Origin of the sequence: Actinosynnema sp. NPDC059335, from assembly GCF_042752395.1 — a bacterium.
Classification (GTDB): domain Bacteria; phylum Actinomycetota; class Actinomycetes; order Mycobacteriales; family Pseudonocardiaceae; genus Actinosynnema.
The window spans coordinates 62,542-79,151 of sequence record NZ_JBHYXZ010000019.1 but is presented as its reverse complement, the minus strand read 5'-3'; the positions used below and the strand labels follow the sequence as shown (position 1 = coordinate 79,151).

At 72.4% G+C, this 16,610-nt stretch carries 15 protein-coding genes and 1 pseudogene; 5 read left to right on the top strand and 11 right to left on the bottom strand.

Features of this window, described 5'->3' with window-relative positions:
* Nucleotides 1-38 precede the first annotated feature (38 nt).
* The 5 genes from prcA to ACFXGA_RS09090 form a co-directional block, all read right to left on the bottom strand.
* Entirely contained in the window at nt 39-848 is an 810-nt protein-coding gene (gene prcA / locus ACFXGA_RS09110; RefSeq protein WP_378085817.1) for a proteasome subunit alpha, read from the bottom strand.
* Nucleotides 849-903: 55 nt separating this feature from the next.
* Nucleotides 904-1,752: a proteasome subunit beta gene (gene prcB, locus ACFXGA_RS09105; RefSeq protein WP_378085815.1), complete on the bottom strand. Its 849-nt coding sequence runs from the start codon at nt 1,750-1,752 to the stop codon at nt 904-906.
* A 34-nt stretch (nt 1,753-1,786) separates the two neighbouring features.
* On the bottom strand, nt 1,787-1,981 hold the full coding sequence (locus tag ACFXGA_RS09100; protein WP_033441451.1) for a ubiquitin-like protein Pup: 195 nt from the start codon (nt 1,979-1,981) through the stop codon (nt 1,787-1,789).
* 84 nt (nt 1,982-2,065) lie between these two features.
* The gene (gene dop, locus ACFXGA_RS09095; RefSeq protein WP_378085813.1) at nt 2,066-3,559 is read right to left on the bottom strand and encodes a depupylase/deamidase Dop; all 1,494 of its coding nucleotides are present in this window, start codon (nt 3,557-3,559) and stop codon (nt 2,066-2,068) included.
* Nucleotides 3,560-3,611: 52 nt separating this feature from the next.
* Complete coding sequence (locus tag ACFXGA_RS09090) at nt 3,612-6,086, bottom strand: FtsX-like permease family protein (protein ID WP_378085811.1); 2,475 nt, start codon at nt 6,084-6,086, stop codon at nt 3,612-3,614.
* Between the two features lie 104 nt (nt 6,087-6,190).
* On the opposite strand from ACFXGA_RS09090, the gene ACFXGA_RS09085 reads away from it, so the two are divergent.
* A complete protein-coding gene (locus tag ACFXGA_RS09085; protein WP_378085810.1) occupies nt 6,191-6,685 on the top strand; it encodes an NUDIX domain-containing protein in 495 nt (164 codons plus the stop codon).
* The gene (locus ACFXGA_RS09080; RefSeq protein ID WP_378085808.1) at nt 6,676-6,972 is read left to right on the top strand and encodes a DUF6191 domain-containing protein; all 297 of its coding nucleotides are present in this window, start codon (nt 6,676-6,678) and stop codon (nt 6,970-6,972) included. The genes ACFXGA_RS09085 and ACFXGA_RS09080 overlap by 10 nt, the downstream gene beginning before the upstream one ends.
* Here the strand turns inward: ACFXGA_RS09080 and ACFXGA_RS09075 are convergent.
* The 5 genes and pseudogenes from ACFXGA_RS09075 to ACFXGA_RS09055 all read right to left on the bottom strand — a co-directional run bounded on the left by ACFXGA_RS09075 (nt 6,944) and on the right by ACFXGA_RS09055 (nt 11,439).
* Nucleotides 6,944-7,864, bottom strand: coding sequence for an aldo/keto reductase (locus ACFXGA_RS09075; protein WP_378085806.1), 921 nt, complete (start codon nt 7,862-7,864; stop codon nt 6,944-6,946). The two genes, ACFXGA_RS09080 and ACFXGA_RS09075, sit on opposite strands and share 29 nt — an antisense overlap.
* A gap of 132 nt (nt 7,865-7,996) precedes the next feature.
* Entirely contained in the window at nt 7,997-8,749 is a 753-nt protein-coding gene (locus ACFXGA_RS09070) for a helix-turn-helix domain-containing protein (RefSeq protein ID WP_378085804.1), read from the bottom strand.
* Between the two features lie 146 nt (nt 8,750-8,895).
* A pseudogene (locus tag ACFXGA_RS09065) lies at nt 8,896-9,661 on the bottom strand (IS5 family transposase).
* A gap of 105 nt (nt 9,662-9,766) precedes the next feature.
* Nucleotides 9,767-10,534, bottom strand: a complete 768-nt coding sequence (locus ACFXGA_RS09060) for an ABC transporter permease (protein WP_378085802.1) — start codon at nt 10,532-10,534, stop codon at nt 9,767-9,769.
* Nucleotides 10,531-11,439 (bottom strand): ATP-binding cassette domain-containing protein, encoded by a 909-nt coding sequence (locus ACFXGA_RS09055; RefSeq protein WP_378085800.1) that lies wholly within the window; start codon nt 11,437-11,439, stop codon nt 10,531-10,533. The genes ACFXGA_RS09060 and ACFXGA_RS09055 overlap by 4 nt, the downstream gene beginning before the upstream one ends.
* Nucleotides 11,440-11,550: 111 nt before the next feature.
* On the opposite strand from ACFXGA_RS09055, the gene ACFXGA_RS09050 reads away from it, so the two are divergent.
* Nucleotides 11,551-12,657, top strand: coding sequence for a sensor histidine kinase (locus tag ACFXGA_RS09050; RefSeq protein ID WP_378085798.1), 1,107 nt, complete (start codon nt 11,551-11,553; stop codon nt 12,655-12,657).
* Nucleotides 12,654-13,298, top strand: a complete 645-nt coding sequence (locus ACFXGA_RS09045; RefSeq protein WP_378085796.1) for a response regulator — start codon at nt 12,654-12,656, stop codon at nt 13,296-13,298. Before ACFXGA_RS09050 ends, ACFXGA_RS09045 begins: the two co-directional genes overlap by 4 nt.
* Before the next feature lie 400 nt (nt 13,299-13,698).
* Here the strand turns inward: ACFXGA_RS09045 and arc are convergent, their stop codons facing one another.
* Nucleotides 13,699-15,498 (bottom strand): proteasome ATPase, encoded by a 1,800-nt coding sequence (arc, locus tag ACFXGA_RS09040; RefSeq protein ID WP_378085794.1) that lies wholly within the window; start codon nt 15,496-15,498, stop codon nt 13,699-13,701.
* A 240-nt stretch (nt 15,499-15,738) separates the two neighbouring features.
* Between arc and ACFXGA_RS09035 the strand changes: the two genes are divergently transcribed.
* A complete protein-coding gene (locus ACFXGA_RS09035) occupies nt 15,739-16,539 on the top strand; it encodes a hypothetical protein (protein ID WP_378085792.1) in 801 nt (266 codons plus the stop codon).
* Nucleotides 16,540-16,610: the final 71 nt, after the last annotated feature.

Here is a 16,610-nt window from a genome sequence, read left to right as displayed (position 1 = left end):
GCGGTGTGCCGGGGGCCTCCGCCTGGCTCGCGCGAGGGCTACGCCTTGTCGTCGTTCGGCGGCAGGTTCACGTCCGTCACGGGCTTCCTGCGGCCGCCCTTGGCGGGCGGCGCCGGCTCCTCCGCCCCGGCCGCCGCCGGCTCGTCACCGGGCAGCAGGGCCGCCAGCGCGGCGCCGGTGATGCGGCGGAACGCGCGACGCGGGCGGTCGCGCTCCAGGACCGCGACCTCCAGCTTGCCGCGGTCGAGGAGGTCCGGCTTGCCGTTGCCGGTCGTGGTGCTGCCGGCGCTGAGCGCCTTCACCGCGATGCGCACGGCCTCGGCCAGCGGCTGGGCCTCGGTGTAGGCGTCCTTGAGCGCCGTGCCCGTCGCCTCGGCCTGGCCGCCCATCACGACGTACTGCGGCTCCTCGAAGATCGAACCGTCGTAGGTCAGCCGGTACAGCGTGTCCTGCTCGGGGTCCGTGCCGACCTCGGCCACGCAGATCTCCACCTCGAGCGGCTTGATCTGCTCGGCGAAGATCGAGCCCAGCGTCTGGGCGTACACGTTGGCCAGCGACCGGCCCGTCACGTCGCGCGGGTCGTTCTGGTACCCGCGGATGTCGGCGAACCGGATGCCCGCCTGGCGCAGGTTCTCGAACTCGCTGTAGCGGCCGACCGCGGCGAACGCGATGCGGTCGTAGATCTCGGACACCTTGTGCAGGGTGGCGGACGGGTTCTCCGCCACGAACAGCACGCCGTCGGCGTACCGGAGCACCACGACGCTCCGACCTCGGGCGATGCCCTTCCGGGCGTACTCCGCGCGGTCGCGGAGGATCTGCTCGGGTGAGGCGTACAACGGCATCGTCACTGCTGCGGCTCCCGGGCTCGGCGGATGCGGGTGGGGATGGGGGTCGGCACGGCGCTCAGCCCGCCGGCCGGGCCTTGCGGCCCTCGACGACCGACTCGGCGAACTCGGCGGCCCGCTCGTCGGGCACGTGCGCCGCGCCCTCGGCGGTGATCGTCACGACAACCGGGAAGATCCGGCGGACCACGTCCGGGCCGCCGGTGCCCGAGTCGTCGTCGGCCGCGTCGTACAGCGCCTCGATCGCGGTCTTGACGGCCGTGTCGGCGTCCGCGTCCGGGTCGTAGAGCTTCTTCAGCGCCGACTTCGCGAACAGCGAGCCCGAGCCGACGGCCTGGTAGCCCTGCGAGTCCTCGTACCGGCCGCCGGTCACGTCGTAGGACACGATGCGGCCGGCGCGGTCCGGGTCGGGCGCGTCGGTGTCGAAGCCCGCGAACAGCGGCACGACCGCGAGGCCCGCGAGCGCGGCGTCCAGGTTGCCCTTGATCATCGCGGAGAGCCGGTTCGCCTTGCCGTCCAGCGACAGCGAGACGCCCTCGATCTTCTCGTAGTGCCGGAGCTCGACCGCGTAGAGCCGGACGATCTCGACCGCGATGCCCGCCGTGCCGGCGATGCCCACCGCCGAGTAGTCGTCGGTGATGAACACCTTCTTCATGTCGCGCTGGGCGATCACGTTGCCCATCGTGGCGCGCCGGTCGCCCGCGATCACCACGCCGCCCTTGAACGTGAGGGCGACGATGGTCGTGCCGTGCGGCGCCTGCACCGCGCCGCCCTCGGGCGGGGTGCGGCTCGACGGCAGCAGTTCGGGGGCCTGGGCGCGGAGGAAATCGGTGAACGACGACGACCCCGGCCTGAGGTAGGCCGGGGGCAACGACGCGGCCGGGTAGTGCCCGGTCGAGCTGTGGTCCATGTGTGAGTTCTTCTCCTGTCCCGCCTGCGGCTGCTTACTCGCCGCCCTTTTGCACGTACGCGCGCACGAAGTCCTCGGCGTTCTCCTCGAGCACGTCGTCGATCTCGTCGAGGATGGCGTCGACGTCCTCGCCGAGCTTCTCGCGGCGTTCCTGGCCGGCGGCGGCCGCGCCGTCGCCGTTCTCGTCGCCGTCACCGCCGCCTTGGCGCTGAACCTGTTCCTGGGCCATGTCGACCTCCCGGTCTTCGGGTCCTGCGAGTTAAACACTACCCACCAGGCATGACATCCTGCGCCTGCCACTCGGGTTCCTTGATCAGCCCCGGGTCAGCGCCTCGACGAGCTGCTCGGCCGTGTCCGCGGCCTCCAGCAGCGCTCCGACGTGCGCTTTCGTGCCGCGCAGGGGTTCGAGGGTGGGGATCCGGACGAGCGACTCGCGACCGAGGTCGAAGATCACCGAGTCCCACGACGCCGCGGCCACCGAGGTCGGGTAGCGCTCCAGGCACCGGCCGCGGAAGTAGGCGCGGGTGTCCTCCGGCGGCGCCAGGATGGCCGCCCGGACCTCCTCCTCGCTGACCAGGCGCTTCATCGAGCCGCGGGCGACCAGCCGGTTGTAGAGGCCCTTGTCCAGCCGCACGTCGGAGTACTGCAGGTCGACCAGCGACAGCCGGGGCGAGCCCCAGGCCAGGCCGTCCCGCGCGCGGTACCCCTCGAGCAGCCGCAGCTTCGCCACCCAGTCGAGCCGGTCGGCGCACTCCTGCGGGTCGCGGGCCAGCGCGTCGAGCACCTCGCCCCAGACGCGCAGCACGTCCCGGTCGCCGTAGCCCTCCTGCTCCACGAACGCGGCGGCGCGCTCGTAGTAGGCGAACTGGAGGTCCAACCCGGTGAACTTGCGCCCGCTGGTCAGCTCGACCTTCGTCTTCAGCGTCGGGTCGTGGCTGATCTGGTGCACCGCGCGGACGGGCTCCTGCAGCCGCAGGTCGTCGAACCGGCGACCGGCCTCGATCATGTCCAGCACCAGCGACGTGGAGCCGCACTTGATGTAGGTGGAGTACTCGGCGAGGTTCGCGTCGCCGATGATGACGTGCAGCCTGCGGTACTTGTCCGCGTCGGCGTGCGGCTCGTCGCGGGTGTTGATGATCCCGCGCTTGAGCGTGGTCTCCAGGCCGACCTCGACCTCGATGTAGTCGGCTCGCTGGGACAGCTGGTAGCCCGCCTCCTCGCCGGCCGCGCCGATGCCGACGCGGCCGGAGCCGACGACGACCTGGCGGGACACGAAGAACGGCGTCAGCCCGGCGATCACCGCGGTGAACGGCGTGCTGCGCTGCATCAGGTAGTTCTCGTGGGTGCCGTAGCTGGCGCCCTTGCCGTCGACGTTGTTCTTGTAGAGCTGCAACCGGGGCTGGCCCGGGACGGTGGCCGCGCGCATCGCGGCCTCCTCCATCACCCGCTCCCCCGCCTTGTCCCAGATCACCGCGTCGCGCGCGTTGGTGACCTCGGGCGCGGAGTACTCCGGGTGCGCGTGGTCGACGTAGAGGCGCGCGCCGTTGGTGAGGATGACGTTGGCCGCGCCGAGATCCTCGACATCGCTGTCGCCGGGGTGGCCGCCGGGCGTGCCGAGGTCGAAGCCGCGCGCGTCGCGCAGCGGCGACTCGACCTCGTAGTCCCAGCGCGCCCGGCGCGCCCGCGGTATGTCGGCGGCCGCCGCGTAGGCCAGCACGACCTGTGTCGAGGTGAGCACCGGGTTCGCCGTCGCGTCACCCGGCACCGAGATGCCGTACTCGACTTCGGTTCCCATGATCCGCCGCATACACGCAGCCTACGACCAACCACCGGCACACCGCCCGGACGTAGGTCACGTTTCAGCCGGCGGCGAGCCCGGCGGCGGGCCTGATCCGGGACGCGCCGCGGGCCGGCCCGAACGCCGCCAGCACCGCCAGGACCACCACGCCGGCCCCGCCGACCAGCAACGGGGCGAGCGCCGCCGTCGGCCACACGAACACGCCGACCGCGGCCAGCGCCAGCTCCGCGTACACGAGGCCGAACACTCCCCCGCCCAGCACGCCCACCAGCGCCAACAACACCGCTTCGGCCACCACGCCGCCCTGCAGACCGCCCCTGGTCACGCCCAGCGCGCGGCGCAGCGCCAGTTCCTTGCGGCGCTCCTGCACGGAGATCGTCAAGGCGGTCCCGATGCCGGTCACCGCGACCGCGACGGACAGGCCCAGCAGCACCATCAGCAGCACGATCCCCAGGTCGAGGTACCGCTGGTCCTGCGCGCTCGACTCGGCCCTGGTGTTCACCAGAACGGTGGGCGCGTCGGGCAGGTCGGCCCGCACCCCCGCCTCGTAGGCCGCCGGGTCCGCGCCGGGCTTGAGCGACACCAGGACCTTCGACGCGGGCGCGAGGTCGGGTTCGGCCAGCACCACGTCGGCGTGGTCGAGCAGCGAGCCCGTGAAGGTGCCGACGACCGTGGCCGTGCGCGGCCCGCCGGGCAGGCCCTCGACCGTGAACGGCTCGCCGAGCCGCGCGCCGAACCGCTCGGCGTACCGGTCGTCCAGCAGCGCGGTGCCCGGCGCGAAGTCCCGCGCGTCGACGTGCCGGGTGGCCAGCCAGTCGCGCATCCGGTCGGGGTCGGCGCCGACGACCTGCGTCGGGAACACGAAGCCCTCGGCGTCCTTCTTGTCCACGTCGACGCCGTGCAGGACGACGGTGCTCGCGGCTTCGGGCCGGCTGGCCGCCGCGCCCACGGCCCCGTCGAGCGCGCGGCCGCCCGCGTCCACCACCACGGCGTCGGGCCGCGGCTCGTCGGCGAACTCGTCCTCCATGCGCTGCGCCGACCCCACCGTGACGGCGAAGAACGTGACCATGGCGGCGGCCAGGATCAGCGGCATCGCCACCGACGCGGAGCGCTGCGGCACCCGCCGCACCTCGGCCGCGGCCAGCTTCCACTGCGCGCCCCCGAAGCGGCTCGCGACCGAGCCGAAGATCCGGCCGAGCGCGGGCACCACGACCGGTCCGAGCACGCCGAACAGGCCGAACACGGCCGTGATGCCGGAGAACAGGATCAGGAAGATGGCCGCCAGGGAGCCCTGCGCGAGCACGCCGAGCACGGCCATGGCCGTTGCGAGGCCCACCAGCACGAGCCCGAACACGCGGCGGCGGCGCACCACGGCGTCGTCCGGCGTCTGGCCTTCGGACGTCCGCAGCGCGGCGAGCGGCGAGACGCGGGCGGCGGCCAGCGCGGGCCGGACCGCGGCGAACGCGCTGAGCGAGGCGGCCGTGACCACGCCGATCACCAGTTGGCCGGCGGAGGGCAGCAGCGACGGGCTCAGCTCCACCGCGCCGAGCAGCGAGGACAGGCCGGTGCTGTCGAACAGCCGGGCCAGCAGCCACGCCACGGACCCGCCCAGCACCGCGCCGACCGCGCCCGCGAGCGCGCCGGTCACCAGGGCTTCGAGGAGGTTCGCCCAGACGAGTGGACCGCGGTGCGCGCCGAGGCAGCGCAGCAACGCCGTGTGCCGCCGGCGTTGCGCGTAGACGGCGCGGTAGGTGGCGGAGGCGACGAACACCGACGTGGCCAGGGCGAGGATGCTGAACGGCAGCAGGACGGCCGCCAGGTCGTTGTCGGGCGGCGTCGCGGCGACGGCGGCCCGGGTGTCCACCCGGAACCCCTCGCCCGCGGCCCGCGCCACGGCGTCCCGGTCGCCGCCGAGCACGTAGAGCGCCTCGACGCGCGGCGTGCCGCCGAGCTTGGCGGCCAGGGCCTCGCCGATCACGACCTGGGGCTCCTCGGCGAGCGAGCCTCGCACGGTGACGCCCCGGACGACCACGCTCAGCGGCTTGCCGGCGGCGTCCCCGAGCCGCACCGACATGCCCGGCCGGAGGCCGTGGTCGTGGGCGGTGACCCGGTCCACCGCGATCTCGCCGTCCGGGCCGGGCGAGCGGCCCTCCAGGATCGGCACGCGGTGCAGGTCGGGGCGGTCGGGCTCGACGTCGGCGGTGGCGCGGCGCTCGCCCGCCCGGCCGTCGTCCAGGAGCAGGTCGGCGCGGACCTCGCGGACCGGTTGCGCCAGCGTCACCCCCGGAACCCGCGCCACCCGATCGGCGGTCGCCTGGTCGAGCACGGCGTCGCTGTGGGGCGGCGGTTGGACGACGAGGTCGACCCCGGCGGGCACGGTGGGCGCGCCGGCGTTCGTGGCGCGGACCATCGCGTCGCTGAGCATCAAGGCGGCCAGCAGGCAGGCGACACCGACGACCAGGGCGACACCGGGCAGCACGGCGCGGCCGGGCCGGTCGCGGAACTCGGCGACCGCGAGCCGCAGGGATGTGGGCACAACTCCTCCTCGTGACGTTCGCGCCACGAAGGTAGGAAGGAGCGGTGTCGGCAGGCGTCGGCCCGGAGTAGCACCGGCCGGTACGACCTGGGGAGGATCTTCGCGTGGAGCACGTGGTCGTGGTGGACCCCGACGGCACGCCCATCGGCACGGCGACGCGCGCCCGGGTGCGCGCGGAGGGCCTGTGGCACGCGTGCGCGGCGATCGTGGTGCGCTCCCTCGACGGGGAGCGGGTGTACGTGCACCGGCGCACCGACACCAAGGACGTCTACCCCGGGTTGTACGACCCGACCTGCGGCGGCGTCGTCGCGGCGGGCGAGACGCCGGACGAGTGCGCGGTGCGCGAGCTGGCCGAGGAGCTGGGGGTCGTGGCGACGCCGGAGTTCCGGTTCAGGACGACGTTCGTGGACGGAACCATCCGCTACGTCGCGCACGTTTACGACGTGCGCAGCGATGGGCCGTTCACCCATCAGCCGGAGGAAGTGGCGTGGGGAGGCTGGATGGGGCTGGACGAGGTGCGCGCCTCGGCGGAGGACCCGGGGTGGCCGGTGGTGCCGGACGGTCGGGCGTTGATCCGGGAGTGGTTCCGATGGGCATGATGTTCGCGCTGTCGATCCCCGGCCTGGCCGTGCTGCTGGTGTGCCTGGCGGCCGGCGAGCGGCTGCTGAGGTGGGTCCGCAGGCGCCAGGGCCACCCGGTCGTGTCGGCGACGGCGTTGGACGAGTTCACCACCCTGTTCCACGGCGGCAAGCACGTCGAGCTGGAGCAACGGCAGGTGACGTTGATGCTGGGCGAGGACGAGGAGTCGGGCGCGCCACCGCGCGGGCCGGTCGACCTGGAGTCCGGCGCGGTCCGGCTCACGACCAGGCGAGCGACGCCCGAGTAGCCCAGTACCGGTCGGCCGGCTCGGCGCAGTCCGCGAGCGCGTCCGGGTCGAGGGCGACATTGCGTGCCCTGAGGTTGTCCCGCAGCTGCCCCGGACCGGCCGCGCCGGAGAGCACCACGTCGACCCACGGCTGGGCGAGCACGGCGGCCAGGGCGATCGCGTCCGGGCCGACGCCGTGCTCGCGGGCCAGCTCGCGGACCCGGGGCGGCGGGTCGACCGCCAGGCGGCCGTTGGCCAGGCCCTCCTTGACGAACACCTCCGCGCCGGACTCCTTGGCGAACGCCAGCGCGGGCGCGGCGGAGGTCTCCAGCACGTTCCAGGTCGCCTGGACGGCCTCGAACAGCCGCCGCCCTTCGACGGCCAGCTCCAGCGCGCGGCGGATGGTGTCGCCCTGGTGCGGGCCGGAGGTCGAGAAGCCGAGCCGGACCCCGGAGTCCCGCAGGCCGCCCAGGGCCACGAGCAGGTCGAGGTCGCCGAAGAGCGGGCTGTCGGGCGTCAGCGAGTGCACGCTGTAGAGGCCGACGTGCGGGCCGAGGAGGTCCTCGGTCTCGCGCCACTGCCGGGTGAACCGGTCGAGCGAGTGCTCCTTGACCTCGTGCGTGGCCGCGTCCCGCCGCCAGTCGGCGACGTAGGCGTAGCCCCACTTGCTGGAGACGAGGACATCCTGGTGGCCCCGCTCGGCCAGCCACTGCGCCAGGAACTCCTCCGCGCGCCCGTAGGAGCGTGCCGCGTCCACCCGCCTCACCCCGGCCGCGTAGGCGGCGTCCAGGACGGCGTGGCACTGCGCGCGCATGGCGTCCACGTCCCGCCGTTCGGGCAACACCCCGTCGCGGCCGAGGTTGATGTACGCGGGCCGGCCGAGGGCGGCCAGGCCGAGGGCGAAGTCGGGCACGCCGGACACGGTATCGGCCCCTTCCACCCCGCCGCCCGTCGTGCGAGGCGTCCCCGCCCGCCGCTCTTCGACGGGCCACTCGATCGTGCCGACCGACCACGCCCACAGCCCTCACCGTTCGCGGGACCGCGGTCATCTCCCGGCCGCGTCGGCTACGGGTTGGAAGTGCGAGCAACGGTTGGTTCGGCGACGCACATGGGGTACGCGGCAGGTGCGGGCGGTGCGGGTTGGGGCGAGGAGCGAGCAGGAACTGTCGGACGCCCCGATCACCGGCTTGCCGGACACCACCTGGTGCGCTGACCACGAACCTTTGCCGGGTTGGTCAGGCCGCTTGAGATTGTGGTCGGCCCCAGCGTTGGTGGCGTTCGCTGCGGACAAGGGCCCGTTCGCGGCGTTGCGCGGCGAGGATGTCGGGGTGGCGTGCGTTGGCGTTGCGCCGGCGCAGGTGTCGGCACCGTGGTGCGGACGGATCGACAGCGGCCCGAACTGGTCGAAGGCGAAACACCGGTTCGGGAAACGGGTCAGGACCTCGTCGATGCGGTCGAGTTTGGCGTCGAAGGTCGGGTCGTTGGAGGTCTTCCAGATCCCGGTGCGCTGGAAGGTGACACCGTGGCGGTGCAGGATCTGTCGCAGCCGTTCCCGGCCGATCCGGACCCGCCGGTCGGGGTTGCGGTGCAGGTGGGCGGCGAGTGTGCGCAGGCTCCACCGGGTGAAGGGCAGGCCCGCCCAGGTCGGGCGGGCCTTGGCCGCCGCCACGACGAACGCTTCGTCGTCGCGGCTGATCAGGCGAGGACGGCCTCCTGCCCGCCTAGGGTCCAGCGTCGCCAGGCCACGGGCGTTGAAGTCGTGGATGACGTCGCGCACCGTGTCGGGGTCGGCGGCCACCAGGCGGGCACATCGACGGCGCAGGGGTCCCGGACGACGAGGCAAGGACGATCATCGCCCGGCGCATCCGGATGGTTCCCTGCATGCCCCGACGCACGTAGTTCAGGAGGCGACGGCCCTCGTCCTCGGTTGGCTAGGGCCTGTCCTCAAAGCCAGATGAGCAGGGTCGCCAGGTCGAGCATGGCTCGGTAGGAGGTGGCGGTCGGGTCGAAGCGGGTGGCGACGGCACGGAACTGCTTGAGTCGGTTGAAGCAGGGCTCGACCACGTTGCGGCGTTTGTAGGCGGTGCGGTCGAAGACCGGCGGGCGTCCGCCGGTTCGGCCTTCGCGTTCGCGGTTGGCCTGCTGGTCACGGCGTTCCGGGAGGCCGGCCATGACCCGGGTGAACCGGGTGCGGTCGTTGACATTGCCGCCGGTCAGGACGATCGACAGGGGTCGGCCGTGGCCGTCGCAGGCCAGGTGGATCCCGGTGGCGGGTCCGCCCCGGGAGCGGCCGATGGCATGATCACCTGGCTCGTTGTGCCCGCCGCACGATCCGTCCGCCCCCCGTGTGGGACGCGGTCGCGGTCGTGCGGCGGGCTCCGGCGGCGTGCCGGTGGGCGCGCACGATGCTCGAGTCCACCGAGACCTCGCGGTCGGGCTCGTCGATCGCCTCGGCGACCACCCGCACCTTCCCGACCGGCGTGGTGAGGGTGCCGTTGCGCGACCAGCGCCAGAACCGGTTGCAGACCGTCTTCCACGGCCTGCGGCTTTCCGGCAGGTCACGCCAGGCGACCCCGGTCTTGGCCTTGAACAGCATCCCGTTGATCACCCGACGGTCGTCCACCCGCGGACGGCCTTTCGCGCCCGAGGCCGGCGGCAACGGCTCGATCGCCTGCCACCGCTCGTCGGTCAACTCATGCCTGCGCACCACACGCCAAGATCACAGCAGACCCGCCACACCCACTTTGAGGACAGGCCCTAGCGGGGGAGATCGGGTGAGAGGGGCGGAGGTGGGTGTGCGGGTGGGGTGGGGTGGTTAGGCGTCGCGGTGGTGGAGGGTGATGGTGGCGGTGGTCAGGGTGAGCAGGACGTAGAGCAGCATGGTCAGGGCGGCGTAGGGCGGGGACAGTGGGGTGCCCGACATCTCCCCCGAGAGTTGGGGGGCGAGGGCGGGGAGCGTGATCGAGTAGGCGCGCTCGTCCCACGGCTCCGGGAGGAGCATGGTCAGGGAGGGCACGACGAACAGCAGGGCGCACAGGGTCACCAGGGTGCCCGCGGTGGAGCGGAGGATGAAGCCCAGGGCCAGGCCGAGCAGGGCCAGCAGCACCAGCGAGGCGGTGTTCGCCAGCAGGGCCGGCAGGGCGTCGGCGAACGAGCCGTAGGCCGAGATCGGTTCCGGGCGGTCGCCCGTGATCAGTTCGCCCGTCTGGTAGGCCAGCAGGGTGGTGACCGCGCCGACGCCCAGGGACGCGCCTGCCACCACGACGACCTTCGCCAGCAGGTACTTCCGGCGTTGGGGCACGGTGACGAGGGTGGTCCGGATCATGCCGCTGCCGTACTCCGCGGTGATCGCCAGGGCACCCAGGACGCCCAGGCAGAACTGGGTGAACGGGACCACCATCATGCTCGGGTCGGCGGCTCCGAACTTCTCCCGCACGTCCGGCGGCGAGGTGTCCCAGTCGGCCGTCATCAGGTACGACACCAGCGCGCCCACCGCCAGCGACGCCGCGATCGCGAGCAGGACGTAGGTGGTCGAGCGGACCGAGCGGAGCTTCAACCACTCCGAGTTCAGCACGTCCGTCATCGGGCGGTCTCCTTCGTGCGGTACTCCACGCTGTCCTCGGTCAGCTCCAGGTAGGCGTCCTCCAGGGACGCGCTGCGCGGGGTCAGCTCGTGGATCGGGATGCGGGCGCGGGCGGCCAGGTCGGCGATGGCCGGGGCGTCCAGGCCGTGCACGAGCAGCGCGCCGTCCTCGGCCTCCGTGCTCGCGCCGGCGGCGGTCAGGGCGGTCACCAGGGCCGACCGGTCCGGCGTCCGGACGAGCACGTCCTTCTTGAACCTCTCCTGCAGGTCCTGCATCGAACTCTCGAGGATGAGCCTGCCCCGCCCGATGACGATCACCCGGTCGGCGGTCAGCGCCATCTCGCTCATCAGGTGGCTCGACACCAGGACCGTGCGGCCCTCGCGCGCCAGGCCGCGCATCAGGTGCCGGATCCACCGGATGCCCTCCGGGTCGAGGCCGTTGACCGGCTCGTCGAACAGCAGCACGCCGGGATCGCCGAGCAGGGCCGCCGCCACGCCGAGGCGTTGCTTCATGCCCAGCGACAGCGACCCCACGCGTCTCCTGGCCACGCCCGCCAGCCCGACCTGCTCCAGGGTCGCGACGACCCGGCGGTCCTTGATGCCGTTGCTGCGGGCGAGCACGCGCAGGTGGTCGTAGGCAGACCGGCCGCCGTGCACCGCGCCCGCGTCGAGCAGCGCGCCGACGTGGTGCATCGGGCGGCGGATGTCGGCGTAGCGCCGGCCCTCGACGAGCGCCTCGCCGCTGGTCGGCCGGTCCAGGCCCAGGATCGCCCGCATCGTGGTGGACTTGCCGGCCCCGTTGGGCCCCAGGAAGCCGGCGACGTAACCGGGCTTCACCTCGAACGACAGGCCGTCCACGGCGCGGGCGCGGCCGTAGCGCTTGGTCAGGTGCCTCACTTGGATCATGGGGATGAGCCTGCTCGGGTGTGGGGGCGGGCGGATCGGACCAGGGTCCGGGGTTTCGGGTCGGACCGTGGTCCGACGCCCTCCGCCCCGCCGCCGATTACGGTGCCGAGCGTGACCTCACGAGTCCTGCGCCTGCTGCCGACCGCCTACCTGTATGCGCTCGACACGGCGGCCGCGGTGCTGGTCGTCACGGTGTACCTGGAGTTCGCCCGCGCCGGCGGGGTGTCGCTGTGGCTGGGCGTGCCGCTCGCGGCGCTGGTCGGCGCGCCGTTGGCGCTGCGCCGCAAGCGGCCGGTGCTGACGCTCGGCGTCGTGCTGGCCGCGCAGAACGTGGCCACCCTGACCCACGTCACGCTGGAGCCCTACAGCGCGACCGCGTTCGCGCTGTACATGGTGGCCGCGGTCTGCGCGCACCGGGTGGCGGTGGCCGCGCTGGTGTGCTCGGTCGGCACGGCGTGGGTCGCGGTGCTGGTCAGCGAGCCGTGGCCGGACTCGGCCGGGCTGGCCGTGTTCCTGGCGCTGGTGACGGGGTCGGCGTGGGCGTTGGGCCGCACCACGCAGGTCCGCCGGTCCTACGAGGCCCGCGAGGCGGCCGAGGCCGCGTCCCGGGCGCTCACCGAGGAGCGCATGCGGATCGCCCGGGAGCTGCACGACGTGGTCGCGCACAGCCTCAGCCTGATCACGGTCAAGGCCGGGGTCGCCGCCCACGTGGCCCCGGCGCACCCCGAAGAGGCGCGGGAGGCCCTGGAGGTCATCGAGCGGACCTCCCGCGGCACCCTGGTGGAGATGCGGCGGCTGCTCGGCGTGCTGCGGTCGGAGGACGCGCGGGTCGAGCTGGCGCCCATGCCCGGTCTGGCCGATTTACCCGAGTTGGTCTCGCGCGCGTCGCTGGCCGGGGTGGACGTGTCGCTGTCGGTGTCCGGCTCGCTGCCCGAGGCGCTGGGGCTGACCGTGTACCGGATCGTGCAGGAGTCGGTCACCAACGTGGTCAAGCACGCGGCGCCGGCCTCCTGCGAGGTGTCCGTCGTCGTCGGGGACGATTCGGTCCGGGTCTGCGTGGTCGACGACGGGCCGGGCGAGCGGGTCCTGGCCGGTGGCGGCGGTGGGCACGGGTTGATCGGGATGAGGGAGCGGGTGGCGGTGTACGGCGGGACGTTCTCGGCGGGACCGCTGGCCGGGCGCGGGTTCGCGGTGCGCGCCGAGGTGCCGCTGACGTGATCGACGTGGTGATCGTGGACGACCAGGCGCTGCTGCGGGGCAGCTTCCGGGTGCTGGTGGACTCCGCGCCCGACCTGCGGGTGGTCGGCGAGGCCGGCGACGGCGCGGAGGCGGTGTCGGTCGTGCGGGCGACCTCGCCGGACGTGGTGCTGATGGACGTCCGGATGCCGGGCGTGGACGGCATCGCGGCGACCCGCGAGATCAGCGCCTCCTCGGCGGCCAGGGTGCTGATCCTGACCACGTTCGACCTGGACGAGTACGTCTACTCGGCGCTGCGGGCCGGGGCGAGCGGGTTCCTGCTCAAGGACACTCCCCCGGCCGACGTGCTGGCGGCGGTCCGGGTGGTGGCCGAGGGCGACGCCCTGCTGTCACCCTCCGTGACGCGCCGGCTGGTGGCCGAGTTCTCCCGCACGCCCGAGCCGCGCCGGGTCCGCCTCGACTCGATCACGGAACGTGAGCAGGAGGTGCTGCTGCTGATCGCCCGGGGGTACTCCAACGCCGAGATCATGCGCGAGCTGTACCTGTCCGCCGGCACGGTGAAGACCCACATCGGCCGCCTGCTGCACAAGCTCCAGGCCCGCGACCGGGCGCAGCTCGTGATCGCCGCCTACGAGTCCGGCCTGGTCACCGCCCGCTCCTGATCCTCCGACCGCGCAGAACGCCCGACGAATCCGACCCGGTCACCGCGCCCGCCACGCGGGACACCCCGCCCGACGAGCCCCGCCGGCTCACGGCCCGGCCGTCACGCAGCCACCACGCGGAGACCCGCCCGAGGAGCCTCGCGTCACCAGCCGGCCCTCGCCTGCCACACGCAAGCCACTCGACGTTGATGGCGAACGGCGCGTCGCGGCGGCCGCGCACCGCCCGAGTCCCAGCCTGCTCACGCGCCGCCTCATCCACCATGCGAAACGCCCGCCCGAGTCCCGGCCTGCTCACCGCCAGGCCCTCACCCACCACGCGGAACGCCCGCCCGGCCGAGGTGGCGGGGCGGGCGTTCCAGGCGGGTTGCCGCGCGATGACGGCGTTACGGGTAGGACGGTGTCACAGGTACTGCCCGGTGTTCGTGGCCGTGTCGATGGCGCGGCCCGACTCCTGGTTCTTGCCGGTCACGAGCGTGCGGATGTACACGATCCGCTCGCCCTTCTTGCCCGAGATCCGCGCCCAGTCGTCCGGGTTGGTCGTGTTGGGCAGGTCCTCGTTCTCGGCGAACTCGTCCACGATCGCGTCCAGCAGGTGGCGCACCGACAGGCCCGGCTGCTTGGTGTCCAGCAGGCTCTTGATGGCCGCCTTCTTCGCGCGGTCGACGATGTTCTGGATCATCGCGCCCGAGTTGAAGTCCCGGAAGTACAGGACCTCCTTGTCACCGTTGGCGTAGGTGACCTCGAGGAACCGGTTCTCCTCGGACTCCTCGTACATCCGCTCGACCGTGTGCTGCACCATGCCGTCGATGCAGGCCACCGGGTCGCCGCCGAACTCGGCCAGGTCGTCGGCGTGGATCGGCAGGTCGGGCGTCAGGTACTTGTTGAAGATGTCCTTCGCGCCCTCGGCGTCCGGGCGCTCGATCTTGATCTTCACGTCGAGCCGGCCGGGGCGCAGGATCGCCGGGTCGATCATGTCCTCGCGGTTGGAGGCGCCGATCACGATCACGTTCTCCAGGCCCTCGACGCCGTCGATCTCGCTGAGGAGCTGGGGCACGATCGTGGTCTCGACGTCGGACGACACACCGCTGCCGCGGGTCCGGAAGATCGAGTCCATCTCGTCGAAGAACACGATGACCGGCGTGCCCTCGGACGCCTTCTCCCGGGCCCGCTGGAAGATCAACCGGATGTGCCGCTCGGTCTCGCCCACGAACTTGTTCAGCAGCTCGGGGCCCTTGATGTTGAGGAAGTAGCTCTTGGCCTCGCGGTGGTCCTCGCCGCGGGCGGCGTGGACCTGCTTGGCCAGCGAGTTCGCCACCGCCTTGGCGATCAGCGTCTTGCCGCAGCCGGGAGGGCCGTAGAGCAGCACGCCCTTGGGCGGACGCAGCTTGTACTCGCGGAACAGGTCGGCGTGCAGGAACGGCAGCTCCACGGCGTCGCGGATCTGCTCGATCTGCCGGTAGAGGCCACCGATGTCCTCATACCGGACGTCGGGCACCTCCTCCAGCACCAGGTCCTCGACCTCGGCCTTGGGCACGCGCTCGTAGGCGAACCCGGCCTTGGAGTCGACCAGCAGCGAGTCGCCCGCCTTCAGCGGCGAGTCCATCAGCGGCTGGGCGAGCCACACGACCCGCTCCTCGTCGGCGTGGCCCACGACCAGCGCGCGACCGATCGAGCCGTCCGCCGTGTCGGTCGTCAGCACCTCGCGCAACGTGCACACCTCGCCGGTGCGCTCGAAGTCGCCGCCCTCGACCACGGTCAACGCCTCGTTCAGGCGCACCGACTGGCCCAGGACCAGCGACGCCGTCTCGACCGCGGGCGATACGGAGACCCGCATGCGGCGGCCGGAGGTGAACACGTCCACCGTGCCGTCGTCGAACCTGGCCAGGAACACGCCGTAACCGCTCGGCGGCTGGGCGAGGCGGTCGACCTCCTCGCGCAGCGCGAGCAGTTGGCTCCGTGCTTCTCGAAGGGTGTCGATGAGCTTCGTGTTGCGCTCGGTCAGTTGGCTGACGCGCTCCGTCGCCTCGGCCAACCGCTGCTCCAGCAGGCGGACGTGTCGTGGGGATTCCGTCAACTTGCGGCGCAGCAACGCGATCTCGTCCTCCAGGAACCTGATCTGCGCTGTCAGCTCACCAGAGTTGTTGCCCTTGTTCAGCTCGCCACCCTCATCGGGCTGGCTGCCGGGATGACCGTGCTGCATGTCGGCACCCTCCTCCCGTGTTCGTACGACAACGGTACCGGCGATCACCGACAAAAGCCGCCACCCAGCGGGTTCCCGGGCGTCGTGTGATGACACAAACCGCCCGCTCGGCCGGATCAACTGCTCCATACCGGTGTCTGCCGGAACCTCCTACCCGCTACCGTGCGTCCCATAACGAGTCCCACGCGCGCAGTCCGGGCAGTGTCCACTGCCACCTGCAAGAAGTTCTAGGAGAACGTGATGTCCGTCCCGCCGCAGCAGCCGGGTCCCTACGGTCAGCAGCCGGGTCAATTTGGCCAGCAACCAGGCCAATTCGGCCAGCAGCCGGGGTACGGCCAGCAGCCCGGCGGGTACCCGCCGCCGCCCCAGGGTTTCCCACAGGGTGGGCAGCAGCCCGGTTACGGCACGCCACCCGGTGGTTACGGTCAGCCCGGTCAGCCCGGTCCCGGTCAGCCGCCCTACGGCCCGCCCGGCCAGTTCAACCAGCCCGGTTACGGCCAACCGGGTGGTTTCGGCGACCCCTACGGCACGCCGCCGCGGAAGAAGAGCCCGCTGCCGTGGATCCTGGGCGGCGTCGGGGCCGTGGTCGTGATCGGCGTGGTCATCGCCCTGGTCCTGACGATGGGCGGTGGCGGCAACGGCACCGCCAAGGACGCCGCGGACAGCTACGTCGCCGCCGTCAACAGCCGTGACTTCGACAAGCTCAAGACGCTGACCTGCAGCGAGAAGCACGGCACGATCGACGACATCAAGAAGGCGACCGACCCGGGCGCGTTCGCCGCGGAGCTGGAGAAGGAGCTGAAGGACCTGCCGCCGGAGTTGAAGGAGCAGGTCGAGGCGGCCCAGGAGGCGGCGAAGAACATCAAGGTCAACCTCACCGTCGACAAGGTCGAGGAGAAGAGCGACACGGAGGCCGCGGCCACCGTCTCGGTCCGGTTCGACGGCGTCCCGGACAACATGAAGGAGTTCGTCAAGGACCAGACCGACACGCTGCCGTTCAAGAAGACGGACGACGGCTGGGTCGCCTGCCCGGACAACTGACCGCACCCGCGAGAACGGCCCCCCGCCCAGCGGGGGGGGGGGCGGGTGGGGGGTTTAGGGGGGGGGGGTGA